Origin of the sequence: Parabacteroides sp. AD58, assembly GCF_023744375.2 — a bacterium.
In the GTDB taxonomy this organism is placed as follows: domain Bacteria; phylum Bacteroidota; class Bacteroidia; order Bacteroidales; family Tannerellaceae; genus Parabacteroides; species Parabacteroides absconsus.
Genome location: NZ_CP146284.1, coordinates 626,655 through 650,772 on the forward strand (window position 1 = coordinate 626,655; position 24,118 = coordinate 650,772).

Here is a 24,118-nt window from a genome sequence, read left to right on the forward strand (position 1 = left end):
ATACAAAAATTCTCCGCGAAACGGGAAAAAACAAATCCGGCTTCCCGGAAGCGACTGATGTGACAGCCTGACTTCGGGGAAGCCGGAATCATTACAGGGCAGGGCTTACACGCCGCCGCCATCTGCGCCCTCGTCTTTATCGACGGTGAAGCGGGCGAACTTGGCGACATCGCGCATCTCCTGCAAGCGTTTGCCCGGGTGGAACACCACTTTCGGCTTGCGGAGCATGGTGGCAGTGAATTCTTCGGGCGTCGACGCTCCGGAACTGCCCACAGCGATGCGGAAATTACCCAAATCGCCGAACTGAACGATCTCGCTGTTCTTCAGGTGCGTTACCATGCCCCAGATCACACGGTCCAACACGGCCTTGATGTCGGCCGATGTCAGCGTACAGGTTTCAGCGATCTCGTCGCACAAATCATCGAAATTCACCCGGCGCGTGCTCACTGCCTGGGCATAATACAACTTCGCGTCTTCCAACGCGCCCTTACTCATGTCTTTTCTCTGCACTAAGGTATAAGAAATTGCCATAACTTTATCAGGACAAGTTTTTAATAGGTTCGGCAACCGCGCCTCTTCCTCTCTTGTCACACTACAAAGATACAACACCCGAAAATCGCCGTGTGGATCAATGTGGATCAGTGTGGATGAATGTGGACGAAAAGGGATCAAATGGGATGAATGTGGATCAATGTGGATGAAATAGGGGGAAGTTTTTGGGAAAATGGCCGATTAGAGCAGACAAAAAAACGGCGTTCTTCATTATGATTATGCGAAGTAGAGGCGCAGCGCTGCTGCGCCTCGGGTGTTGGGTTATGATTAGATGGTGGATGATGGGAGAAAAATTAATGTAAAAAAATAGCAAAACTAAGAGTTTTGGAAATGAATAAACTCTTGTTTTGCTATCTTATTATCTACAAACGCAAGATTAATAATCCCGCATCAATTCTTCTTTTAAAGGTTCGCATAAAATCCGATATAATATTCTTTTGTGTTCAGGAATATCTTCTTCTGTTAAACTAAACAACAACAGATAAGATTCTGGAATCTGCAAGGATTCACAGATTTTGTTTATTGTTTCTTTTCCCGGGAAAGATTTACCTGACTCAATATTTCTCATCTCACTAACCTCTAATTTAAATTAGTCACTATTTTTGGGTAAAAAGAAAATAATATAATACCCTGAAACAGCGTTTTAGTAGGTTTGTAAAAAATGATATTGATAACTCTTTATTAATAAAAGAATTATGATTTTTTGAAAGATTGAAAACTAATCTTTGTTCTACTCTACTTATACTGTCTATTTTAGAGTATTTAAAAAAAATCTTGATCATAATAATACAATTAAGAATTAATAATATTTTTATAAATTCTCCTGTTATAGACTCTAATGATGGATTAATAACCACCTAGAGCATAGAATCTTATATTATTGTGATCATCATCAGAATTGGAAGAGTATATGTAGTATCTAGCGGATCTTAATATTTTTTCTATAAAGTCTACTGTATTATTTCTATTTACAGTACAAGTGATTTTGGCTACATAATAATCACTATGAGTGATTTCTAAAAGTAAATTTTCTTCTTCGCTAAATCTACTTGTGAAAGTTTTTAAAATATCGTCAGCATTATATACAAGTTTATCAATGGGCGATACTTTTTCAAGTAGATTGTAAAGGCTATTCTTTAGCTTATCATTTTTGGGTTTATCACATGCCAGGCAAACATGTTCTAATAAATCATTGAAATTGTCATGTAAACTAAGAATGCCCGTTTGTGTTTTCTTTTTAATAGTACTCCTAAATACTTGTTCGATCTTTATTTCATCAATATCAGACCAACTACAAGAAGTACTTCGAACGTCTCCTTTCTTTCTAAAGAGTTTAACAAAATGATTAAAATCATATCGTTCTTTTAGGGATAAACTGCTAATATTGCGTAGAGAACTGAGAAAATAACTACGCATTTTGCGAATATAAGCTTTCACAAATACTTTCAGCCTTTTTTCATCTATACAAAGGCTGGAAGGATCTTCATTATCATTGAATCCATTAACTCTTAGCAGGGAAGTTAATGCACACATAGGAACATTCATGACTTCTTGTACTATCTTTAAAGAAGTCATGAATGCTTGATTACTATCCTCGCATGATAATGAAATAATATTTTTCTTTTTTCTTTTGTTCATATTATACAAAGATACACTATCTTTTTAACATGGCAAATATGGTGCAATTAAAACTTGAACTCTATCCGAAAATATTCTAATACCGTTACTTATATTCCCTTACTTCAATCATTACTACTCTCACGAAATCCCAAAAAACCGCTCAAAGAATGCAGAGAGTTTTCCGATAACTGTTGCTTTCTTCTTTTCTCGGCCACCGCCGAAACGGGAAACGGGCGGCAAGATTTTATCCAAGTCGGTGCCGGTTGTTCGGAAATGCTCGTTACTGTAAGATATTATTTGTATGATAGCTATCATCTTATTTAAATTCAAGCTATTGATATACAACCCAAAGAATTCCTGGCTTGCAGTTTTATTTTACCTCTGCTTGCAAAATACCTATAAATTCTCCGACAATTCTAAATTCGTCTGCATTTTCTTCATCGATGATGATCGGAGAATAGTCTGGATTTTTAGGATGCAGAACAATTTCCTCGTGACTCCAGTTTCCTTGCGCATCATAAGTTTTTTTACTGGTATACGTCTTAATAGAATAACTGCCTGTATAATCCGGATCATAATAGTTGTGGTGTTCCGCAAGGACAATCTTTCCTTGTCGGCTACCTGCCGGATTAGCTCTAAAGACGCAATAATCACCATCATGAATTAGTGGCTCCATGGAATGTCCTACTGCTTGCACGATAAACATATTACGGTTAAGTTTTCCCATTCCTTCCACTTTCATCCAGCCGCTTTCTTCAACCATTTCACCTTCTCCGAAATAACCACAGGCTGCCCGAATTGAATATAAGGGTAAAAAGTCGATGTATTTAACTTCGTCATTGACTTCAGGTTCAATTCGTATTTCAGGAACTGGCGCTTGTTGCGGCTCGAGTTGGGCTGCAAGATATTCTGCCAGCGGCTTGTCGCAGCAATAAACGTAACAGCCTTTCATTCCTCGTGTGAGCAATGTCCGGTATGTGTTTTTTATAATCTCATCAGCATCCTGCAAGGCTTTGTCCTTGTTTTTGGCGATAAGAGACTTGAATCCTTTTACTGACTGATCATTGCCAGAGCGTTTAGTAACATCCGTAACGATTTGTCCGTTTTCATAACGCATATCCGGTCCGATAATTACACCCACATAATCTAATTCCAGACCTTGGCATGTATGTATACAGCCTATTTCTTCGATAGAATTATTTCCTATGATCCATAGATTTTTGTCGGTATTCAGATTCCAGCGCTTTTTGAAATTGAACTTCGGTATGATGATATCGTAATCATTGGGATCTTTTTTACTATTCCAATCCCAGCAATAGCCGGCAACAACACGCGCTTTATTGTTGATTTTATTCTTTTCCTTAATCGTCTCAAAAAGCTGGTTAGGATCAGAAAATATGCGGAAGTCATAATCATCAGCCGCTAATCGGATGTTGGCTGTTTCTTTGATTTGTAACGTATTGTCGAGCCAGCTTAAATAGCCGTCTGAACCGTTGCATCGGAATTGAGAACTTAACTTGGCTGTGTGTACAACAGCACCACACGATTCTGCGAATCTTTGAATGGCAGCTTTCGATCCTATATCTTTAATATGAACCCTTTGACGATCATCAATGAAGAAAACAGAAAAACGGGAAGCTTGTATAATTTCAATAATCTGGTTTTCACCTAAATTACTGTACAGACCGCTTTTCATGTTCAGTCTGTGAGCCTCGTCAACAATCAGCGCTCCAAAGGTATCTGGTGGCGTTTCGATGAAACTGCCACTTCCCACAAACAAGTTATTGATGTAACTTTTCTTGAAACTCCCTGATAGTTTGGCGGTGTAAACATCTCGCGGGGCAGCATTCTTGGATACATATTGGGCAACGGCTCCCTCTTTGGTCAATTCAACCAGAAGATTGACGGCAACGACACTTTTCCCTGTGCCAGGACCACCTTCTACAATGAAAACTTGTTTGCGGCCTTTTGCCGCTTCGCGAGCCAGACTTAATGCGGTTTCGTATACGACCTTTTGATCATCCAGCAATACGAATTCTCTATTCCCATGAAGCATAGAACTTAATGCGTCAGCCAATTGCTTAGACGGACGTAGTTTCCCTTTATCAATCAGCCACACGATATCTTCTTTCGAACCATATCTGATGTGCTGCTTGATAAATTCCTGTAATTTCCCTGCATCCGACTTTAGAAAGAGTGGTGCTTTCGTAATATATTCTGCATAACAATCATTGGAAATGATATGATCTTCCTGATAGTTATGTAAAAAGGCACAAGGGAAAAGCTGAATGCCTTGCTCACGTACGGTTTCGTTATAGTTTTGAAGCATGTAAGCATACGACCAGGCCTGATAAGAAGGATGTGCTGTTTCACTTTCGCCGTGTTGGAAACGTGTCTGTATGATGCCGGATTTCTGAGAAAGTTTGGCTTGTTCCCATTGCTTTAATTCAATAATGATCATGTTGGAATGTTGATTCTCGTCCGCTCCGGAAATGATAAAGTCAATTCGCTTGGAAGTAAGCGGTATCTGATACTCGATGGCAATTGTCGAAGTATCAGGAATATCTGGTGTGTCGATAACTTTATACATATGCATCATGGAGTTTTTCCATGATGATTTTTCATTGGGCGAAGTATGCCTTCCCAAATGAAGTAAAAAAGCATGATCGATGTCATCCGCAATGGTATTATTGAAGACATCTTTAATGAATCCTTTCTTACTGGCGTGGTATACGATCATAATTCAGTGTATTTTTTTGCGTTGCCTTTGGATTTGTCAACAGGATATTTTTCCGCGTTTTTAGCTAATTTCGATAATATGATTTCTTTGATGTCTAAATTGTATTTGTCGGCAATCAAGAATGCATAATTCAGAATATCAGCTAATTCTTCCTTAACCTTATCAATATTTACATCTTCCGGTTGCTTCCATAGAAAAGCCTCGTTTAACTCTGAAGCCTCAATGGATAAAGCCAAAGCCAAATCTTTTCCGTTATGAAACTGATCCCAGTCTCTGTCATGGGTAAACTGTACGATCTGTTCCATAATTTCTTTTATATCTGATTTTTGTGACATCATTCTATATCTCTTTTTGTGAATCTACACAAAGATAGGTTGACTTTATTGAATTTCAAAACCGGTAAGGAAATAAACTTTTGTGCATATATGTATTTACATTGGTTTATTTTGTTATCCGCCAGTTCTCCCAATACCGCCAGTAGGAGGCGCAGCAGCGCTGCGCCTCTACAGTCATGTTCTATCATTAATTTTCAATTGTCCATTTTCAATTGCATCACGCCTCTACAGTCATTTTCATTATCGCTGTTTATAGGCATTCATCTCATGCTGAGTGCCTTTTGCCAATTCTACCATTTTGCTGACGTTAGCAAAATGGTAGGCAATTCTCATCCTTCAAACGGCAGGCGCACCAATGAATTGAAATACTGTTTCAATAGCCATTCCTGGGCTTTGAGTTTGATCATGGCCTGGCGGTAATCTTCGCTGACGTGCAGGTTGTTTTGTGGCCGCCAACGGGAAAACTGCGCCATCGCACTGAGCTTTTCTTCCAGGCTGTTGCGGATAAAACCGCGGCTTTGCAGTTCTTGATACAAGATGCTGGCAAATGGGATTTCCAAGTCCGGGCGGCTCTTGTATTCGTGAAACCGCTTGATGATCAGTCGGTTCATGCTCTGCTCGTTGTATTCGCGGCTCACCGCCGGCAAGGCTTTGACTTCTTTTTCCTGCTCCATCTGCTTGATCATCTGATAGCGCAAGTCGCTGGTTTTGTAGGCTTTCAGCCATTTGCAAAATGTGCGCAGATTGACGCCTGTATAATCGCCGTACTCGCCTTTGGCGCCCAGTTCGAAACAGATAACGATTTCGCCACGATGCAAATACGGATATGATTCTCTTAAATCCGAACAAAGTTTAGCTGCCAATACACTAATATCCTTTTCATCGTAGGTCAGGTAACCGACTATGATGTAACATTGTATAATCTGAGCACTTGCAAAGTCTGTTAGATCTTTGGGCATAATATCAGTAATGCGGGGCGTTTGAAACGCCATCCGCATCTTGTTGGTAAATATATCTAAATTCATAACGGGTTTTGTTGCATTAATTGATAAGCCATTTCAGAAGCACGTTCGGCAACAGCCATCGCTTCTTCTATTTTGGATGTTTTTTGTGTTGTTCGCGGCGCGGAACATTTGTTTTCTATCATAGCAGCTTTTGCGCCGGTCAGGATTTGCAAATCGGTTTCCCAATTGTTATATCGCCACCAGCCAAAAAGTCCGGACTGGTAATCTTTTTTTGTCTGAATAGTATTTTCGCTGGATCGCAAAATAACGTAATCATCGAAGCATTTCATAATTTGATAAGCGTTATTGAGTATCAAAATACCTTTTCCGCTGTATCGAACCAGTGTAGCGCACCAATCTTCATCATTCAGCATTTCCATCTTCCACTGATCCCATTCGGCTTTTAGTGATCGAATTTTTTCGCTCTCGCGCGCGATGTGTGTGTGATTATTTATACTTTCCTTTCCTTTACTTTTATCTACTTTACTTTTATCTACTTTACTTTGTTGAAAATTGCATGCAATTTTTGGATTTTTGTCGACAGAATTGTCGTTCAAATGCTCTTTTGGGGTAGTTGAACTCGATATCATGTCTGCAATTAACAAATATTCAGGATTCGAGATTTTCTGTTTTTTCCGCCGAACAGTGGCTGAGAAGTAGCAATTTTGAATTTTTTCAGACGTCAAAATGTGATACTCTTCATACATTTTTTTATTGAAAATATCTTCTTCTACCAACGAATTGACCAGATTCATTATGGTTGCATACGAATATTTAGTGTGGAAAGAGGCAGAGAATATTTTTCCTATCTTTTCGTTCCAATCCATATAATAACCGGATTTGTAAATCTGGGAAAACAGTTTAAGAACCACTGCGGTGGCTTCCAATCCGTAATCGCTGATTATAATTGCTATTTTGTTGTTCTCAAAAAAGTTTACATCGAGAGGGAAATATTGTAATCCCTTTATAGCGAGTGCCATGTTTTTTCTTTTTATTATTGATTATTAATTGATTATAATTACAAACTGACGGTAGTCAATTTCTTTCTGCAAGCTCTGACTATCTGCTGGATCGTCTTTACCCGCAATAATTCGGACGGAATGGTGCGTATAACAAGCCAGCCGCAAGCGGCTGCCTCGTTATACTTTTCCATATCCCGCAAATAACCTTCCGGGCGGAAATGACGCCCGCCGTTCCAAACGCCGCCTTCCACTTCGATGGCTACGTGAGCTGCCGGTATGGCAAAGTCAAAACGCCATTCGCGCGTGGGGTGAAAACGGTATTCGCGCTTGGTTTCCAGACCTGTCAGGTTATAGATTTCCCGTTCAAGGGGTGAAAAGTTCTTCTCCATCTATTAATAAATTAAAGGCTTCATCCGATGTATTACAGATGCTTACGAAGAATGTACCCATGCGGTTATCGAACATGATCCATTTTTCAAGATAGGAGTCCCAGAAATAACCGAATTCCGTTTTTCGGGAATATTGGTAATCTCGTGAATTATGTTCACCGCTCACTAAGTTGAAGAAACAGCGGGCTGCCGCCGTTTCTATCAGACAACCGGGCAAAAGCCGGTCACGCACCTCGTCGTCCATTTAATTCGCCTGTACCGTGATGAACGAATCCGATTCAAACCGCTTTCCTTTCGTGATATACAGCAAGGCTTCGCGTTCGCAGAATGACAAGTCTTCCATCAGACGCTCCAGCCACTCATACGAGTCTTTGCCGGTATTGACACGCACCGCCAGATTGATCGGACACGTGGTTTCCGTCCGGAAACCGGCATAGATATTGATAATTTCCGAATTGCCGCTGGGCTGACGGTAGAAGCCGTCGACGCATAAACCGGGTATTTTACTATGGGTGAGTTGCTCTACATGGAAAAGCAAGTTTTGCATGGCAAGACCTAATTCTTCATGAATGGGCGCATCATTCATATAGGTGTTTTGAAAAGCATCATTATTTTCCGGGTTGTACTGATCTACCTTGACTTTCAATTTGTTATCACGTATTGAGATCAGCATGAATTTCTTCTCGGTATTCATAATAATCTGATTTTTTAAGTTCTTAAAAGTTTTAATTTGTTTTTTATCCGTTTTTTTTACAAGATCGTACTTGTACTTTTGGCTTGACCCAAAAGTACCAAAAGGTCAAGGCTCACACTGCGGAGGCTACGGTCTCGGTCGCTGCGCTAAAATCTCGGAAAACTCGCCTTCGGCTCAAACAGCCGAGATTTTTTAACGCTTCGCTCGGTCGACCGCTTCACGCCTCCTCCGTTAGGCCGCAACAATTGGCTATTGTCGATTATTCATTTCAATTCTCAATTATCAATCGTCAATTGAAGGACCGGCCTCGTTCTGGTGAGCGTTAAGCGTAGGAACGAAGTGGAGCGGCCGGAGCGTCGCTGTTTGAGCCGAAGGCGAGTTTGCGGCGCGCACAGCGTAACGAAGTGACGGAGTAGCTCAGCAGACGCAGCCTTGATTTTTTGGTACTTTTGCATCAAGGCAAAAGTACGTACACGTTTGGGTTAAGCCAGAAAGAACATGCACGTTGGCATCAAAGCAAAAGTACGTACACAGTTTGGGGATCAAGCCAAAAAGAACGGGCAATCGTCAATTAAACGACGATGGCGTTTCTTGATATTCAACATATTGGCTATCAACAAAAACCCCTTTTTGCGCCTGCTGACGCGCGAAGGTGAGCGGGAGTTTGAAGAAACGCTCCATATCTTCCTGGGGTAAATACTGACCTTTCTGATCCCACCAGAATTTGAAGAGTTCGATAAAACCTAACGGATCATTGGGAACGGGGAGTTTTTGCACCTGAATATCAGACAACTTACGTTCTTCTTCCAACAGCTTTTTACGGGCATTCAAACGGGCTTCTTCTTTCTTCTCGTCAGACACCTTCCGTTTGTCAATCCGCTTCAGCTGGCGTTCGTAATTCGTCTGCAACTGTTCTTTTACCTGTTTGTTCCGTTCCCATTCCTGGCGGAGCAATTCACGCAGACGGCTTTGGCAAACATGAGCAATCGAGCCCGGTTTAAGCGGATCGATCTCACTCTCAAGCGACGTAAATTTTTTCTGCAACGCCAGTAGCCTATCAGTATAAGGCTTTCTGAGCGAGCGCATCCGCACTACCTCATCTTTACACTCCTGCACAAATTCAGACAGCTCAACCGCAACTTCTTTCACGTCAGATTTGGTGCTCAAATTTACGCTATTCAAAATTTCCTCACCCCGTTTCTTTAGTTCGGCGTTTGTCGTAACAGACAGATTCAAGGCACTCTGTAAATTTTCCATAGGTTGCAATGCCAAGGCATTGCTTTCTTTATTTGTTTTCATCTTTATTACTTAAAATTGTTGCTAAAAACATTAATACAATCACTTTGTTTATTCATGAATCAACATGACAAATGTAATTAATACTTTTCTTTTTAACAAATAAAATAGCATATTAATTAGCCATTTATTCATGTTTCATGGTATTTTAAGCCTAATATCGATTTATTTAGTTCATGTTTATTTGGTTAATTACCTATTTATATATTAAATAAAATAAGGTAAAGAAAGAAGAGGAAATATCCGGCGTCTTTTGATGATTTCCCGGCGTCTTTTAAGAAAAAGCCGGCGTCTTTTTGGGAAAAGGTCGGCAGGAAATCGGGGAGGAATCCCGCGGGATTTCATCCGCGTTCATCCACATTGATCCCTTTTCATCCCCATTCGTCCACATTGATCCACACACATCCACACACATCCACAATGCCAAAATCGGACGTTTTACCTTTGCATCAAACAACAACAAATAATTAACAGCATGATGAAAACGAATATGATTTCCATTTGGATGTGCACATTAGCACTGACGGCGTGTGAAGCCAGCAAAGAAAGCGTAGTAAACCAACAGAAGGCGGATTGGGGGCAGCAGTCTTTTCGGGAAACCCTGCAAACGCAGGTTGTTCCGATGAGTGAAGCAAATCTGGCAATCCCGGTAACAGCATTGCAAGACTTGCCACCGGCAGCCGCCTTTCACCAGAGTAGCGGACAAGCCCATGTTTCGGTCCGGCTGGTGCACGACACCCTGTTTGTCGAATCCCGTTGCGACAGTCTGATGCAATTGGTGTATCAGTACGAGAACCAGATCAACCAATGGCAGCAGGAACGACAAAACGAGGTGGTGCACCAGGAGCGGGATGTCGGTTGGAAAGGACAAATAACTGGAGCTGTTTTATTACTTGGATTATTTGTATTGATCGGCCTGATCTGGATAAAAAATAAATCGCCCTGAGAAGCGTAAAACACCGGATAAATTTGTTTAATCTATTGATAATGATTATATTTGTGTATATGAAAACACAAGCATTATACACAAAAGAATTAGCAGCTATGTACTTCGCGAACAGCACGCCGAAGGCTGCTACCACGAATTTAAAGCGCTGGATTGACCGGAACGAATCCTTGAAAAACGAATTGGCCGAAACCGGATACAAAGAAGGGCAACGGGTGTTCACCCCGCGCCAGGTAGAATTAGTTTTTCGTCATTTGGGGGAACCGTAGATCAATTGAGAATTGAGAATTGAGAATTGAAAATTGAAAATTAACAATTAACCCTTGTAGAGACGTGGCGTGCCGCACTAGTGTCCCAAGAAAAAATTAACAATAGCTTATAAGGAGCTAATAAATATGTATTTACAGTGAAAAAAACAGTCGGAGGATTTTAAAATTGATTTCTTGCGTCTATCTTAACAGCAATAACAAATTGCTACAGATATGGCTCAAGTTGCTTACATTTTTAATCAGCTATGTTCACTCTTACCTCGGGATCATTTTGAGTATCTAGTAAAAAAATATGAAGGGAATAGTTATATGAAGACATACAGTTGTTGGAACCATTTTCTAGTGATGTTGTGGGCACAGTTGACCGGACGTGAAAGTTTACGGGATATAGAAAGTAGCTTACGTGCTCACAAGGATAAACTCTATCGCTTAGGTATGGGGAAAAATATATCTCGTAACAATCTCTCGCATGCAAATGCCACACGTGAAGTTTCCATATACAGAGATTTTGCACAAAAGGTAATGAATATCACTCTGTCTCAGGTAGGAACAGAAGAAAAAGAATTGTTTACCCTGTCTGATGGTTTTAATCTGGCAGGCTTGTTTGCTGTAGATTCCTCTTCGGTATATTTGGATCTGACTAAATTTAATTGGAGTGTTCCCCAAAGAGGACGTGGCGGGATAAAACTTCATACGCTATATGATATTTTACGTGAAGTACCAGTTCTATGCCTTATAACCGGTCATGAAGAGCGGGATCAGACGTTCATGGAAAATTATCCATACCGTAAAGGAGGTATGTATTCGATAAAGCCTATATCAAAACGGCCAGTATGAAAGAGATCGATTCTATTTCTGCCTATTTTGTAGTGAGGAGGAAACGTGGAATGTCTTATTCAGTGATTAAAGAGCTGACAGCTGCAGTAGCTCCTATATACGGAGACAAGGAAATTTCTTTTTCCAACAGATGGGCTAGAAAAGGTTATCCGGGAAATTTAAGGTTAGTTCAATATTACAGTATGGAACGAAATGAGGTATTGGATTTTCTCACAAACAATTTTCAACTACCGGCCATGACCATAGCAGAGTCTTATAGAAACCGCTGGAACATAGAACTGTTTTTCAGATGGATAAAACAACATTTATATGTTACCCGATTTTATGGGACTTCCGCCAATGCCGTAAGTATACAGATTTATGTAGCTGTTAGCGCTTATTGCCTGGTTGCTTTGGCTAAAGCACTGTATAGTTTTAAAGGAACAACTTACGAACTATTGAGAGTTTTGAGTGTATCTCTTTTTGAAAGGCAACCACTTAAAGAGGTATTAGATCGATATGAAGACTCCGTAAAAGAAGAAGCCAATCAATCTTATCTTTGGCCTTCACTCTTCGATGATGTTAATTGACATTTTGATAGTTTACTCCTCGGTTTATAGAGGAAAAATAGACTGTTAATTTTTTCTTGGGACACTAGTGTGGCGTGCCGCGTCTTCCTCATATATGGCATACCATCCGCATGTATCATGTATATTGAACGCGCCATGTTTTTCAATATACATCCATATATGAAATGCGGCGTGTATTATGAAATGCGGTGTATATTATGAGACGCGGCACGCCACGTCTCTACAGGGGGAAAATGGATAAATATTTGAAAACAATATGAAACTACAATTAATCATTGCTACCCTGCTGTGCCTATCCGGAATAACCCTGTTATTCTTAGGCTTTTGGATACCGCCACAAGGAGAAATTGATCCATCGGTATTAGTTGCCTTTGGCGAGACATCCACCTTTGCAGGCGCTTTATTCGGGGTGGACTATAAGTATAAACGGAAAATTGAAAACTTCTAAAATTGAAAATTGAAAATGGAGAATTGAAAATTAATTAGGCACGGACTTTCATCAATTGAAAATGGAGAGTTGAAAATTGAAAATGACTGTAGAGGCGCAAAACAATTGAAAATGGAAAATTGAAAATTGAAAATGACTGTAGAGGCGTAGCGCTGCTGCGCCTCAAACCGGAATTTTGTAATAAAATGGCAATCAACAAAATAACGGACAATTTTATGATATTTTTCGCCATTATATCCTGTGGCATTGGAATGAGGCGCAGCAACGCTACGCCTCTACCGTCGCAAGGTCGGTTTTACGGATAAAATTGTCCATATCCTATAATTTTCAATTCTCAATCGTCAATTATCAATTATCGATTGGATCGGTTTAACGGTGGAGGCGTGAAGCAGAATAATATCTTTTTCATTTGATAAAATGTCATTTATAAATTACCTTTGCACTATGAACAAAATAAGAGAAGTCATCACTTATAAATCCTACTTTGATGATTTTTTCAAGGAGCAGACTCCAAAAGTAAGGACAAAAATCATTAAAGTTTTGGATATTATCGAGCAGATAGAACGGATTCCTGCGACTTATCTGAAGTACATAGAAGGAACTGACGGGCTATTTGAAATACGCGTGCAGTTGGGCAACAATATCTTCCGGATATTTTGTTTCTTTGACGGCAACAGGCTGGTAGTTTTATTGAGCGGTTTCCAGAAAAAGACGCAGAAGACACCCGCAGAAGAGATCGTTAGAGCAGTACGGCTGATGACCGAATATTATGAAGAAAAAGAAAAGGAGGCAAGAAAATGAATACAAAATCATTGGATCAGATAAAAGACCAGTATTACGGGAAAGTCGGCACCCCAGAAAGAGATAGCCTGGAAAGAGAACTGGAAGCCCTTCGCATAGGGGTGAAAATCCGTGAGGCACGGGAAAAACAGAAGCTAACCCAGTCTGAGTTGGCTGAACGCATAGACAAGAAACGTTCTTTCATCTCTAAAATAGAGAATGATGGAAGCAATATGACGCTCAAAACCCTTTTTGACATCGTAGAAAAAGGGTTGGGCGGTAAGTTGAAGATAGAAGTACAAATTTAGGAAGCCTAATCATTCCAAAATCAAACATTAATCATGAAACTATCAAAAAATTTTACGTTGGACGAATTTACCCATAGCCAAATGGCTATTGAACGGGGAATATTGAATGAACCCGACGCCGAACAGCGCGAGGCCATCGGGCAGTTAGTAGATCATTTGTTGCAGCCACTTCGGGAACGAGTAGGCGAAGCCATTGCCATCACTAGCGGTTTTCGGAATCAGGAAGTAAACCGCCTGGTGGGCGGCGTTCCCACAAGCCAGCATACAAAAGGCGAGGCTGCCGATTGTTACTGTGCATCGGGCCCGGAACAATTGTTGCAAGTCTTGCTTGAGAGCGATCTGCCATTCGATCAGGCCATTGTCTATCGGCGGAAACGATTTCTGCATCTTTCGTATCGAAAAGACCGGTGTCGGAAGATGGTGTTGTATAAATAGGGGATTGTTCAAAAATTTAAGCTTATGACAAAGATTGAAACAAAAGCTCAATATGATTGGGCAGTGAAAAGGGTTGAGGAATTACTTCCATTAGTTACGGATGAAACCCCTCTTGATGACCCTAATAGCATAGAGTTGGAATTACTTTCTAACCTCGTTGCTGACTATTCAGAAGAACATTTCGCTTTGTGAGAACCATCACTTGTTGATGTTCTCAAACTCCGTATGCATGAAATGGGGCTGAATCAAAAGGCTTTGTCAGAAACTGAATATTGACGCTAATATAGTGCAGAGTGTTTGATATGAGAACAGTTGAAGTAATATGAAAAATTACACAATAAAGTTACCAAAATATGGTAACTTTTCTGTATCTTTGCTCCATCAATGATCTGGATTGCTATGAAAATATACTTCGATGGGAAAAAAGGCGAAGGTGTAAAAGACCTTATTGAAAAAGGAAAAAGCGGAGAATATAAGAAGCTATCTAAGGATAGTAAATTCTTAACAAATTTGATTGGTTTATTCAATATCCTTCAAGATGAGGAAAACACTGATAACCTAAAATTAATTAGCTATCTTCATTATGAAAAATTGAAACATATAGGTCTTAGCTCAGTTAGGATTATTCCGAATAGGGTAGAAAGGCTTTTATTCAAAGAAACAGAAGATGGAATTACTATCGTTGTCATAGAAATAAATGAAAAGCATTATGGAAACAAAAAATGAAAGATTGACTCCGTTTATGGCAGTTCCTCCTGGAGCTATTGTTAAAAACGAGATGGCCGAAAGAAAAATATCTCAAACGAAGTTTGCCGAAATGCTTCACATCCAAAAATCTCATTTGAGTGATATATTAAAAGGGAAAAGAAGCATTTCATCAATAGCTGATAAAATTGAGGAGGTGTTAGGTATTCCTGCCCGTACATTGGTAAAAATGCAGGCCTCTTACGAGTATGATAAAAAAGTTATAGAGGAACGAGGCATACAAGAAATAATGGCACAGAATGAATTGGAAGATTATAACAAATCATTCGATATAAAAACGGCAATTTCAAGGTTGGGCATAGATAAAAAAAAAGGGTTTGTTTATACATTATCCTTATTGAAAGATATGTTGTCTTTGCCTTGTGCAGCACGTATGGAAATGAATTATACACATTCATTCTTTAGAAAGTCTGAGAGAACGGGAACAGATGACCGTATGATTGCTACATGGGTTCTTTTGGCTAAGTATAGTGCTAGAAAAATGACTGCATCTGGAAGATATGATAAAGGAAAAATCAAGGAACTCACGAGTAAGTTAGTTCGTATATTTAATGAGAATATTAATGTTATAAACCGAGTACAGGCGGTAATGTCTGATTATGGTATAAAGTTTTGTGTTGTTCCCAAAGTAGATAGAGCATCCATTAATGGTTATTGTTTTTTAGAAAAAGGAGTTCCGTCAATTATTATTACGATGCGTTATAATATGATAGATCATGTTGCATTTGATACTATGCACGAATTAGGCCATGTGTTGCTTCATTTGAATGAGGATAATGATGAAATGATAAATATAGATGGTCAAGATTATTCTTCGAAGGAAAAAGAGGCAGATAAGTTTGCATCATCGTCTATTATTCCAGATTCTGTTTGGGCAACATCTCCTGCAGTAAAGATGAATTCTTTCATTATACAGCGAGATTATAGTAAATGGGCTAATGAAAAAGGAATCCATAAATGGATCGTATTAGGTCGAGTTTCGCACGATACAGGTATTTGTATATTTAAGGGTGATGAAAGCCGTAAAGTAGGCTGAAGTTGAGATATTTTTTAGATTAGAGAGGCGGTGTTCCCCCACAAAGGCCAAGGATCACCGCCTCTTTCATGGTCCGGACGCTCTGAACCGACATGGAAGGTGGCGCGATTGTTGTGTCTGGTTCTAAACATTCAACCGGCTGCTATGTTGGGGTTGTAATGAAAATAAAGTAAATCATGGAGGAAATAGAGAAAAATATGCAGGAAGCTATAGCGTTTTATCTGGAGTCATGCGAGGAAAAGAACATCACTCCAGTGGAAGTATTGCAGGGTGAGTTTACCCTAAAGTTCAAAGATCCATATACGAAAGAATGGATTAATGGGAAAGTATAAACAACAATAGTAGATATGGAATTTTTGGAATATAAAGGATATAAAGGTTCTGTAGAATATAGCAAAGAGGACGACTGCTTATTTGGCAAAGTGCAGGGATTACGAAAAGCCACTATCCTTTATGAGGGAAAGTCTGTGGATGAATTGTGTAAGGATTTTGAAGAAGGAATCGATAGTTATCTGGAAGGATGCAAGGAGTGTGGCGTGCAACCGGAAAATCCTTATAGCTGAAAACTTCAGTTGCGTATGACTTCCGAGCTGGGCAGATGAACTGGCGGCTATATATTAAAAAACTTTAGGATAAGTAAAAGACAAGTGGAAATGTCCAAAACTGGACAAAATATCCTTTTTTTAATCTATTTGCGGAGAATTTCTTGAAAGAAAAAACGGAAGAAAATAAGCTAATAATCAGTAACTTAAATTCTTCCGTATGACGTGATCGGGCTGGGATTCGAACCCAGGACCCACAGCTTAGAAGGCTGTTGCTCTATCCAGCTGAGCTACCTGACCATCCTTTTCAAATGCGTTGCAAAGGTAGGCATTTTATTTGAATATACAAATATTTATCCCGCTTTTTTTGTCGCTATTGCGTAAGTATAAAACAAACTCCTTATTTATCAGCGCATTATTGGTAGGAGAGAAGTTGATCATGGTGCAATCAGACTTCTCTCCCGCATATTGTTTATTCCCATGGAGTCAATGTGACATTGCGGAACTGGATCGGGCCGCCTTCGCTTTGCAAGCCGATATGACCTTCTTTCACCTTGTTTGTTCCGGTATTTTGATATACGCCATTAACATATACCGTGATCACACCGTCTTTGACGAAGATGTTGGCTTCGTTCCATTCTCCAGCTTTCACTTCGCTTGATTGGGTATGTTTCTTAACAACAGGAAAGGCCGGGCGAGGCTGTCCTGGTTTGTTCTGGTATTCAGCCAGGTCGGATCCACCCAACAAGACAAAGTCGCCTGCATCGCCGGCATGCAGCTGGCATTCGATTCCGTTCGGGAACGGACTCTTCAAGTCTTCGATCAGCAGGAAGATACCGCTGTTGGCTTCTTTGCCGTCGGGCCATCTCCATTCCACATGCAGTTTGTAGTTACTGTATTTCTGCTTGGTGTACATGTAACCAAAAGGCTGACCGGCGATCTGAATGAGGCCATCTTTAACGGAAAAGACCTGTTCTGCCGGAGTTGAGTTTTTGTCGACGATGAATTCCCAGTTCGACAAATTCTTGCCGTTGAATAATTTTTCAGTTTTCTGAGCCTGCACAGTCAGACTTCCCATCAGGGAAATGCCTGCAATGCCTAAAATTGCTAATTTTCTTTTCATGGTTCTATATCGTTATGTTTGTTATGGATTAATCGGCTATTAACTTACGATAGCGAACGCGTTTGGGCTCTTCGTACCCCGACTGCTTGCGTTTGTATTCTTCGTATTCAGAATAACTTCCTTCGTAGAATACCACATTTGAGTTTCCTTCGAAGGAAAGGATGTGCGTACAGATGCGGTCGAGGAACCAGCGGTCGTGCGATACGACGACGGCACAGCCGGCAAAGTTTTCCAATCCTTCTTCCAGGGCTCTCAGCGTATTGACGTCGATGTCGTTGGTCGGCTCGTCGAGCAGCAAGACGTTGGCTTCGGCTTTCAGGGTAAGAGCCAGATGCAGGCGGTTCCGTTCTCCGCCCGACAGCACGCCGCACAGCTTTTCCTGGTCGGCTCCGGCGAAATTGAATTTCGACAGATAAGCGCGGGCATTGATTTCCTTTCCTCCGACGCGGATAAACTCGTTGCCTCCGGATACAACCTGATAGACCGATTTCTTCGGATCGATGTCTTTATGCGTCTGGTCGGCATAACCGATGCGCACGGTGTCGCCTACTTCGAAAGAGCCGTTATCAACTTGTTCCTGTCCCATGATGAGCTTGAACAGGGTTGTCTTTCCGGCGCCGTTCGGACCAATGACACCAACAATGCCATTCGGCGGCAGGGTGAAGTTGAGATCATCGAACAGCAGCTTGTCGCCAAAGGCCTTGGCAACATGATGGGCTTCGATGACCTTGTTGCCCAGGCGCGGACCGTTCGGGATGAAGATTTCCAGCTTGGCTTCGCGTTCTTTCTGGTCTTCGTTCAGCAACTTCTCATACGAGTTCAGGCGCGCCTTTCCTTTGGCCTGGCGAGCTTTGGGAGCCATATTGATCCATTCCAGCTCGCGTTCGAGTGTCTTGCGTCGTTTGCTGGCCTGCTTTTCTTCCTGTGCCATGCGTTTGGTCTTCTGTTCCAGCCACGAAGAATAGTTTCCTTTCCAGGGAATGCCTTCGCCGCGGTCTAATTCCAGAATCCAGCCGGCCACGTGGTCGAGGAAGTAGCGGTCGTGGGTGATACAAATCACCGTGCCGGCGTATTGCTGCAGGTGCTGTTCCAGCCAGTCGATAGATTCGGCATCGAGGTGGTTGGTCGGCTCGTCGAGCAACAACACATCGGGTTGCTGCAGAAGCAGACGGCAAAGCGCTACACGGCGGCGTTCGCCTCCCGATAACGTATCAACAAGCTGATCTTCGGGCGGACAGCGCAAAGCGTCCATGGCCCGTTCGAGTTTGGTATCGAGGTTCCAGGCATCTGTCGCGTCGATCTTGTCTTGCAGTTCAGCCTGGCGGGCAATAAGCGCGTCCATCTTGTCCGGATCTTCCAGCACTTCCGGATCGCCGAACCGTTCGTTGACTTCCTCGTATTCCTTTAAGATATCAACGATCTCCTGTACACCTTCCTGTACGACTTCCTTTACTGTCTTTCCCGGTTCCAGATGCGGGTCCTGTTCCAGATATCCGACGGAATAACCGGGCGAGAAAACCACTTCTCCCTGATAATCCTTGTCGAGTCCGGCAATGATTTTCAACAGGGTTGATTTTCCTGAACCGTTTAATCCGATGATTCCGATTTTGGCTCCGTAGAAAAAGGAAAGGTATATGTTTTTCAATACCTGTTTTTGCGGAGGATAGACTTTGCTCACTCCGACCATCGAGAAAATAATCTTCTTATCGTCTGCCATAGATTAGCTTTTGTTGGTAAAATGATTTTATCGCATCAAAAATAAGCAAAGTTTTCAAGCTTTACAAGCCGGCTTCTGCTTTTCCCGCCTGAGAACGAAAACAGGCAGATAAAGATAGATGCCGATTATCGACATGATGAGTCCGCCGATCGTTCCGGCTGCCAGCGGAAACCAGAAGGCTTCTTTCTCGTCGCCGATCATGAACGGGATAAAACCCAGGATCGTCGAGATGACGGTCAGGAAGATCGGTGTGATCTTGGCATTCCAGGCTTTCTGATAGGCACGGATGGGCCGCATCCGCGGGAAACGCTCGCGAATCTGGTTGTACTCGTTCAGAATATAGATACTGGCATTGACCGTGATGCCGCACAGCAGGACGAAAGAGGCAAATCCGCCCTGGTCGAAGTTCAGCTTGAACCAGTAGAAGGTGAGGAAGACGCCGATGTAGGAAATCGGGATGACGAAGAGGATCGCCAACGGCTGCTTCAGCGAGTTGAAGAGGATGCTCGTGGTGAAGAAGATGATGACGATGATCAGGAACAACAGCAGATATTGCTTGTTGTCGTCGTTTCCCCACGTCCAGTAGCTGCTTTCCACCTTGGCCGTGTAGCCCATGGGCAAGATCTTCTGGAAGTCCTTGACGATGTTCTTCTGGATTTTCTGTCCCTGGTTGCTCGACCCGATGTATTCGTATTGCAAACAGAGGCGATACTGCTGGTTAATCTTGGCAATCTGCTGCGGCATCTGACCTTTCTCGACAGTGGCCAGATCAGAGAGCTTGAAGTATTTGCCGCCGATGCGCTGGGGCAGGAACTGCATGTTCCAGATATCATATTCGCCGGATTGGCGGGAAGAGAGACGCAGACTTTCCATTTCATTATCGACCAGGATGGTTCCGGCATAGATATTCTTCCCGAAAACCGGATTGACCGAGGCGAACAGCTCGATCGGCTGAATGGCTTCTTGCGCCATCCGGGCTTTGTTCAGGTTGAAGTAGAATTCCTGATAATCATCTTTCCACCAGGAATATTCCGAGTTAATCAGTACTTCCTTGATACGGCGGTAGGTGAGGAGCTTCTCCTTCAGCTTTTCCGCCCAGGCATACAGCTCGTCGTAGTTGTAGCCGTACATCTCGATGCGGTATGAGCCGGCATTCTCCCGCACGTCGTTGCTGAAGCCCTGGTCCATCAGTCCCCAGACATTCCAGCTTCCGCCGCCTAATTGAAGGGCCTTGCTGATGACCTGGCTCTTGAGGGCATAAGGAAAACCGCTCCGTTCCGCCTCGCGGGTGAAATAGACGCTGATGCTTGCCTGCTTCGCATTATAGATGTTTGTCTGGAACTGGCGGATCTCTTTATAGGTGCTCAAGAAGGCTTCCATCCGGCTTACCAGCGTATTCATCTGCTCGAGCGTAGTACCACTGGGCATGGAAGCCGAGATGCTGAGCACAGTCTCGTCGTTGCGGGTGAAGTAACTGCCTTCATATACTTTCTCGACGAAGAGGCGCAGCGTGCCGCCCAGTCCTTTGTTGAGCGCAGGCTTGATTTTCTCCTTCCACACGTCTTTCTGCACCAGCGAATTATAGGTGTCGATACACAAGGAGTCGGTATGCGAATACCATTTCTTGTCGTCGTACTCGATTTTCTCCGGCAAGAGAAAGACAGGCAAGCCGAATGCCAGCACCAGCACGGCACAGGTAAGTTTCTTCCATTGGCACAGCAGCCGGATCTGCCAGCGGTAAAACCGGTTGAAGTAAAGGACGGCATACGTGAGCCACGACGGATGGAACCGGCGTTGCGTGCGGTGTGTGGATGTAAGCTGCATCTTCTCGATCAGAGCGGGCACCAGGAAAAGAGCTATTGCCAGCGAGACAGCCAGGTTGATGATCACGACGGCGGCAAAGTCCTGCAAGTTCAACCGGATGCGTTCGTCGAGGAAGAAGATGATTGCCAAGGCGCCGATGGTGGTCAGCGTGGCTGCCAGGATGGAAAGAAAGGCTTTCAGGTCGTGCCGCCTCCGGATATGATCGGTCATCACGATGGTGTTGTCGATGACAAGGCTCAGCGAGATGGTGATTCCGGCCAGCGAATACAACTGCATTTCCAGTCCGAACAGATAATAGAAGATCACGGCGATGCACAGGTTTATACTCAGGCTGATGACAATCAGAACCAGGTAACGGAAATTCCGGGTGATCACGAGAACGAAGAGCAGCAGGATCAGAATGGTCAGTCCGGTGCGCACATAGATCTTATCCAGTTCTTCCTGGATGTATTCCGTGGCGTCATAGCTGGTATGTATTTCGTATCCGGCCGGAAGGTTTTGCTGGATGTTTCCCATTTCCTCCTTGATCTGTTGGGCCAGCTGCAACTGGTTGGCCGTCTCTTCTGCCCAGATGGAAAGATAGATGGAATTCAGTCCGTTGATGCGATAATAGCTTTGCGGTTCTTCTTCCTGCCGGGTTACTTGCAAGAGCTGGTCCAGGCGGAGCAGTTTCCCTTGCGGAGACTTGACCGAGATCTTTGTCGGGTCGAATCCTTCTTCCGCATGTTGCGGGATCAGTGCCAGACGCATCCAGTGCTTTTCGTCCGGATCGTTCGACAGGTTGGCGATGCCCAGGAATTCTTTCTGGTAATAGGTCGAGATGGCTCCCTGAATATCCTGCACGGTGATGCCCAGTTCAGAAAGCTGCCGGCTGTCGTATTCCAGTCGCCATTCCATCGGAGTCGCTCCGCTGACCTGAATCCGATAGATGCCCTGAATGGAGCTCAGGTGCGGTTTGATCTGGTTCTCGGCATACCGCTGGATGAATATCGGCGTGGCCGCCGCATTGAGGGTATAAATCAGGAACGGTGTTGACTCTTTGTCGTCGGGCCGGCTCATTTGCAGGGTCGGATACGTGACGCCGTCGGGCAAGTCGGGCCAGGTCTGGCGGACGATGGTCGAGGCTTCGAAGCGGGCGGCATCCACATCGGTGTGCTTGTCCAGTTCGATGGTGATGCGTCCCCAGCCGTTGCCGGAAGTAGAAGAAATCTCTTCCACACCTTTAATGCGCGAGAGCATGGCTTCCAGGCGCGAGGTCACTTCCATCTCGATCACCCGCGACGAGTTTCCCGGCATGTTGAAGGAAATAGTCAGCCGGGGCAAGGTACGCGAAGGCGAGAGCTTGACCGGCAGGAGCGGCAGGAAAGCCAGTCCCGCCAACGCCAGGCAGACGAAGGCGACGATGATGGTAAAAGCCGATAGGGAAGATTTATAGCTCATGTTCGTAATCAAATTCATTCGACAAAGAAACACCTGTCTCGAAATCATGCAAGGTCAGCTTCCGGATCTTGTAGTAACTCAGCCAATAGTTCTGCAAGGCGGTGATATAGTTGCGCTGGGCTTCCTGTTGCCGGTTCAGCGAGAGCGTCATGCTGTTGATGTCGGCTTTCCCTATCAGGAAGCGCTGCTTGGTCTTCTGATAGGCCATCAGGGCAATGTCCAAGGCTTCTTCCGCACTGCTGATCAGGTTTTGCTGGATGTTGAAGTCGCCCACGGTCATGATGACGTCTTCTTCCACGCTGATCTCTTTCTGCTGTGCCGTGGTCTGGGCTATGCTCAGGTTGCTCTTGGCGATGTTGTGCTTCCCTTTGCGGACGCCCCAGTCCACCAGCGGGATGGAAAGAGAGATGGCGACGATATCCTGTTGCAACGGATCTTTATAGACATCCCGGAACTTCGACGATACCTGGTTGAATCCGATGCTGGCATTCACCGACGCGTTGAACATGGCTTCTTTCTTTGTGCGGTCTACTTCCTGTTCTGCTTCCAGGATGCTTTGCTTCATCTCCAGAAATTCGGGGTTGTTCTCGCGGGCCAGCGTCAAGGCTTCTTCTACCGAAATATGCAGGTCGCGCGGACGGGAAGGCAACCGCAGGCGGATTTCCTCGCTCTTCTCGAAGTTCAGGTACGAAGCCAGGCTGAACATGGCACGCTTCAGGGCAATCTCGGCATTCTTCAGTGTATTCTTGGCATTGACCGCGTCCAGCTTCAGGGTGAGCAGGTCTTCCTGACTGATGGCGGCTATCTTGTGCCGTTCTTGTCCGGTGCGATAGAGCGTATCGGTATTTGCCACATTCTCTTTGGCCATGTCGTATTCCACCTGTGCCATGGCCAGGGCAAAGAAGTAAGTGGTCGCCTGCTCGCTGATGCTTTCCATGTTGTATAGGAATTCTTTCTTTACCTTTTCGTATTTCAGCGGCTCGATCTTGCGTTCCCAGCGGAAAGCATTGTAGCCGACCAGATCCTGACTATAGCCGATGCGGACCGGCACGGAGGTGAACTGGTTGTAGGTGTTCTCGCCGAAGTAACGCATATAGCCTAAGTCGGAATCAATGTAGAAGCTACCGCCCAGCCAGTCGAAGTTCTGTTTCAGGTTCAGGCTTCCTCCGGCATAGAATGACTGTTGCTTGCGATAGACGTCGATGTCGGCTTCCGAGTCGTATCGCTTGGTGATGTCGCGGTAGTATTGGGCCGGCGTCAGGTTCAGTGTCAGACTGGGCAGGCGTTCGGCCTTGTAGTTACGGAATTCCCAGTAACCGGTCAGATAGAGATTCTTGCTGCGGAAAGCCTCCAGCGAACTGTCGGCTGCCAACTGGATGGTTTTCTCCAGAGATAGAACCATCGGCTGGGCTGTCATGCCTTGTGTGAGGAGAAGCAACAGCCCGATCCAAAAGAAATGTATGTTCGTTTTCATGATGTCTGTATGT

The 24,118-nt window shown here is 43.5% G+C and carries 27 protein-coding genes, 1 tRNA gene and 2 pseudogenes; 15 read left to right on the forward strand and 15 right to left on the reverse strand.

The features are described from left to right. Window positions 1–105: 105 nt before the first annotated feature. The 10 genes from NEE14_RS02630 to NEE14_RS02675 all read right to left on the reverse strand — a co-directional run bounded on the left by NEE14_RS02630 (window position 106) and on the right by NEE14_RS02675 (window position 9,595). The gene (locus tag NEE14_RS02630) at window positions 106–531 is read right to left on the reverse strand and encodes an HU family DNA-binding protein (RefSeq protein WP_251968293.1); all 426 of its coding nucleotides are present in this window, start codon (window positions 529–531) and stop codon (window positions 106–108) included. An 867-nt stretch (window positions 532–1,398) separates the two neighbouring features. After that, window positions 1,399–2,190, reverse strand: a complete 792-nt coding sequence (locus tag NEE14_RS02635) for a hypothetical protein (RefSeq protein ID WP_251968294.1) — start codon at window positions 2,188–2,190, stop codon at window positions 1,399–1,401. Window positions 2,191–2,542: 352 nt separating this feature from the next. Further along, entirely contained in the window at window positions 2,543–4,912 is a 2,370-nt protein-coding gene (locus NEE14_RS02640; protein WP_251968295.1) for a DNA/RNA helicase domain-containing protein, read from the reverse strand. Next, window positions 4,909–5,250 (reverse strand): nucleotide pyrophosphohydrolase, encoded by a 342-nt coding sequence (locus tag NEE14_RS02645; RefSeq protein WP_251968296.1) that lies wholly within the window; start codon window positions 5,248–5,250, stop codon window positions 4,909–4,911. Before NEE14_RS02645 ends, NEE14_RS02640 begins: the two co-directional genes overlap by 4 nt. 326 nt (window positions 5,251–5,576) lie before the next feature. Beyond that, the gene (locus NEE14_RS02650) at window positions 5,577–6,272 is read right to left on the reverse strand and encodes a hypothetical protein (protein ID WP_338578775.1); all 696 of its coding nucleotides are present in this window, start codon (window positions 6,270–6,272) and stop codon (window positions 5,577–5,579) included. Continuing rightward, window positions 6,269–7,231 carry a DUF4373 domain-containing protein gene (locus tag NEE14_RS02655; protein WP_338578776.1) on the reverse strand — a complete coding sequence of 321 codons (963 nt, stop codon included), beginning with the start codon at window positions 7,229–7,231 and terminating at the stop codon, window positions 6,269–6,271. Before NEE14_RS02655 ends, NEE14_RS02650 begins: the two co-directional genes overlap by 4 nt. Before the next feature lie 38 nt (window positions 7,232–7,269). After that, window positions 7,270–7,602: an endonuclease domain-containing protein gene (locus tag NEE14_RS02660; protein ID WP_251968798.1), complete on the reverse strand. Its 333-nt coding sequence runs from the start codon at window positions 7,600–7,602 to the stop codon at window positions 7,270–7,272. After that, the gene (locus tag NEE14_RS02665; RefSeq protein WP_251968797.1) at window positions 7,577–7,846 is read right to left on the reverse strand and encodes a hypothetical protein; all 270 of its coding nucleotides are present in this window, start codon (window positions 7,844–7,846) and stop codon (window positions 7,577–7,579) included. The genes NEE14_RS02660 and NEE14_RS02665 overlap by 26 nt, the downstream gene beginning before the upstream one ends. After that, entirely contained in the window at window positions 7,847–8,296 is a 450-nt protein-coding gene (locus NEE14_RS02670; protein WP_251968796.1) for a hypothetical protein, read from the reverse strand. Between the two features lie 567 nt (window positions 8,297–8,863). After that, window positions 8,864–9,595, reverse strand: a complete 732-nt coding sequence (locus tag NEE14_RS02675; protein ID WP_251967386.1) for a hypothetical protein — start codon at window positions 9,593–9,595, stop codon at window positions 8,864–8,866. 472 nt (window positions 9,596–10,067) lie between these two features. Here NEE14_RS02675 and NEE14_RS02680 point away from each other — a divergent pair, with 472 nt between their 5' ends. From NEE14_RS02680 to NEE14_RS02745, 15 genes and pseudogenes are all read left to right on the forward strand, one after another. Then, window positions 10,068–10,538 (forward strand): hypothetical protein, encoded by a 471-nt coding sequence (locus tag NEE14_RS02680; RefSeq protein WP_251967387.1) that lies wholly within the window; start codon window positions 10,068–10,070, stop codon window positions 10,536–10,538. A gap of 59 nt (window positions 10,539–10,597) precedes the next feature. Further along, entirely contained in the window at window positions 10,598–10,807 is a 210-nt protein-coding gene (locus NEE14_RS02685) for a DUF4248 domain-containing protein (protein ID WP_251967388.1), read from the forward strand. 213 nt (window positions 10,808–11,020) lie between these two features. Beyond that, entirely contained in the window at window positions 11,021–11,644 is a 624-nt protein-coding gene (locus NEE14_RS02690) for a DUF4372 domain-containing protein (protein ID WP_251967389.1), read from the forward strand. Then, entirely contained in the window at window positions 11,641–12,213 is a 573-nt protein-coding gene (locus NEE14_RS02695) for a transposase (RefSeq protein ID WP_251967390.1), read from the forward strand. The genes NEE14_RS02690 and NEE14_RS02695 overlap by 4 nt, the downstream gene beginning before the upstream one ends. 256 nt (window positions 12,214–12,469) lie before the next feature. Further along, on the forward strand, window positions 12,470–12,661 hold the full coding sequence (locus NEE14_RS02700) for a hypothetical protein (RefSeq protein WP_251967391.1): 192 nt from the start codon (window positions 12,470–12,472) through the stop codon (window positions 12,659–12,661). A gap of 444 nt (window positions 12,662–13,105) precedes the next feature. Next, entirely contained in the window at window positions 13,106–13,462 is a 357-nt protein-coding gene (locus NEE14_RS02705) for a type II toxin-antitoxin system RelE/ParE family toxin (protein ID WP_251967392.1), read from the forward strand. Further along, complete coding sequence (locus NEE14_RS02710) at window positions 13,459–13,749, forward strand: helix-turn-helix domain-containing protein (protein ID WP_251967393.1); 291 nt, start codon at window positions 13,459–13,461, stop codon at window positions 13,747–13,749. Before NEE14_RS02705 ends, NEE14_RS02710 begins: the two co-directional genes overlap by 4 nt. 33 nt (window positions 13,750–13,782) lie before the next feature. Continuing rightward, window positions 13,783–14,184, forward strand: a complete 402-nt coding sequence (locus tag NEE14_RS02715; RefSeq protein WP_251967394.1) for a D-Ala-D-Ala carboxypeptidase family metallohydrolase — start codon at window positions 13,783–13,785, stop codon at window positions 14,182–14,184. A 24-nt stretch (window positions 14,185–14,208) separates the two neighbouring features. Beyond that, window positions 14,209–14,448, forward strand: a pseudogene (locus NEE14_RS02720) (transcriptional regulator); the annotation flags it as partial. Window positions 14,449–14,506: 58 nt separating this feature from the next. After that, complete coding sequence (locus tag NEE14_RS15840; protein ID WP_422394693.1) at window positions 14,507–14,572, forward strand: stage V sporulation protein M; 66 nt, start codon at window positions 14,507–14,509, stop codon at window positions 14,570–14,572. Window positions 14,573–14,583: 11 nt separating this feature from the next. After that, window positions 14,584–14,910, forward strand: a complete 327-nt coding sequence (locus NEE14_RS02725; RefSeq protein WP_251967395.1) for a hypothetical protein — start codon at window positions 14,584–14,586, stop codon at window positions 14,908–14,910. Beyond that, window positions 14,894–15,985 carry a helix-turn-helix domain-containing protein gene (locus NEE14_RS02730; protein WP_251967396.1) on the forward strand — a complete coding sequence of 364 codons (1,092 nt, stop codon included), beginning with the start codon at window positions 14,894–14,896 and terminating at the stop codon, window positions 15,983–15,985. Before NEE14_RS02725 ends, NEE14_RS02730 begins: the two co-directional genes overlap by 17 nt. A gap of 72 nt (window positions 15,986–16,057) precedes the next feature. Continuing rightward, window positions 16,058–16,144, forward strand: a pseudogene (locus NEE14_RS02735) (transcriptional regulator); the annotation flags it as partial. Between the two features lie 17 nt (window positions 16,145–16,161). Then, complete coding sequence (locus NEE14_RS02740) at window positions 16,162–16,317, forward strand: hypothetical protein (protein ID WP_251967397.1); 156 nt, start codon at window positions 16,162–16,164, stop codon at window positions 16,315–16,317. A 15-nt stretch (window positions 16,318–16,332) separates the two neighbouring features. Then, complete coding sequence (locus NEE14_RS02745; RefSeq protein WP_251967398.1) at window positions 16,333–16,548, forward strand: hypothetical protein; 216 nt, start codon at window positions 16,333–16,335, stop codon at window positions 16,546–16,548. Between the two features lie 205 nt (window positions 16,549–16,753). Here NEE14_RS02745 and NEE14_RS02750 read toward each other — a convergent pair. From NEE14_RS02750 to NEE14_RS02770, 5 genes are all read right to left on the reverse strand, one after another. After that, a tRNA-Arg gene (locus NEE14_RS02750) sits at window positions 16,754–16,827 on the reverse strand. A 172-nt stretch (window positions 16,828–16,999) separates the two neighbouring features. Further along, window positions 17,000–17,605 (reverse strand): 3-keto-disaccharide hydrolase, encoded by a 606-nt coding sequence (locus tag NEE14_RS02755; RefSeq protein ID WP_422394694.1) that lies wholly within the window; start codon window positions 17,603–17,605, stop codon window positions 17,000–17,002. Window positions 17,606–17,678: 73 nt separating this feature from the next. After that, on the reverse strand, window positions 17,679–19,367 hold the full coding sequence (gene ettA / locus NEE14_RS02760) for an energy-dependent translational throttle protein EttA (protein WP_251967400.1): 1,689 nt from the start codon (window positions 19,365–19,367) through the stop codon (window positions 17,679–17,681). Window positions 19,368–19,421: 54 nt separating this feature from the next. Continuing rightward, window positions 19,422–22,631 carry an efflux RND transporter permease subunit gene (locus NEE14_RS02765; RefSeq protein ID WP_251967401.1) on the reverse strand — a complete coding sequence of 1,070 codons (3,210 nt, stop codon included), beginning with the start codon at window positions 22,629–22,631 and terminating at the stop codon, window positions 19,422–19,424. Beyond that, window positions 22,621–24,105 carry a TolC family protein gene (locus tag NEE14_RS02770; RefSeq protein WP_422394668.1) on the reverse strand — a complete coding sequence of 495 codons (1,485 nt, stop codon included), beginning with the start codon at window positions 24,103–24,105 and terminating at the stop codon, window positions 22,621–22,623. Before NEE14_RS02770 ends, NEE14_RS02765 begins: the two co-directional genes overlap by 11 nt. Window positions 24,106–24,118: the final 13 nt, after the last annotated feature.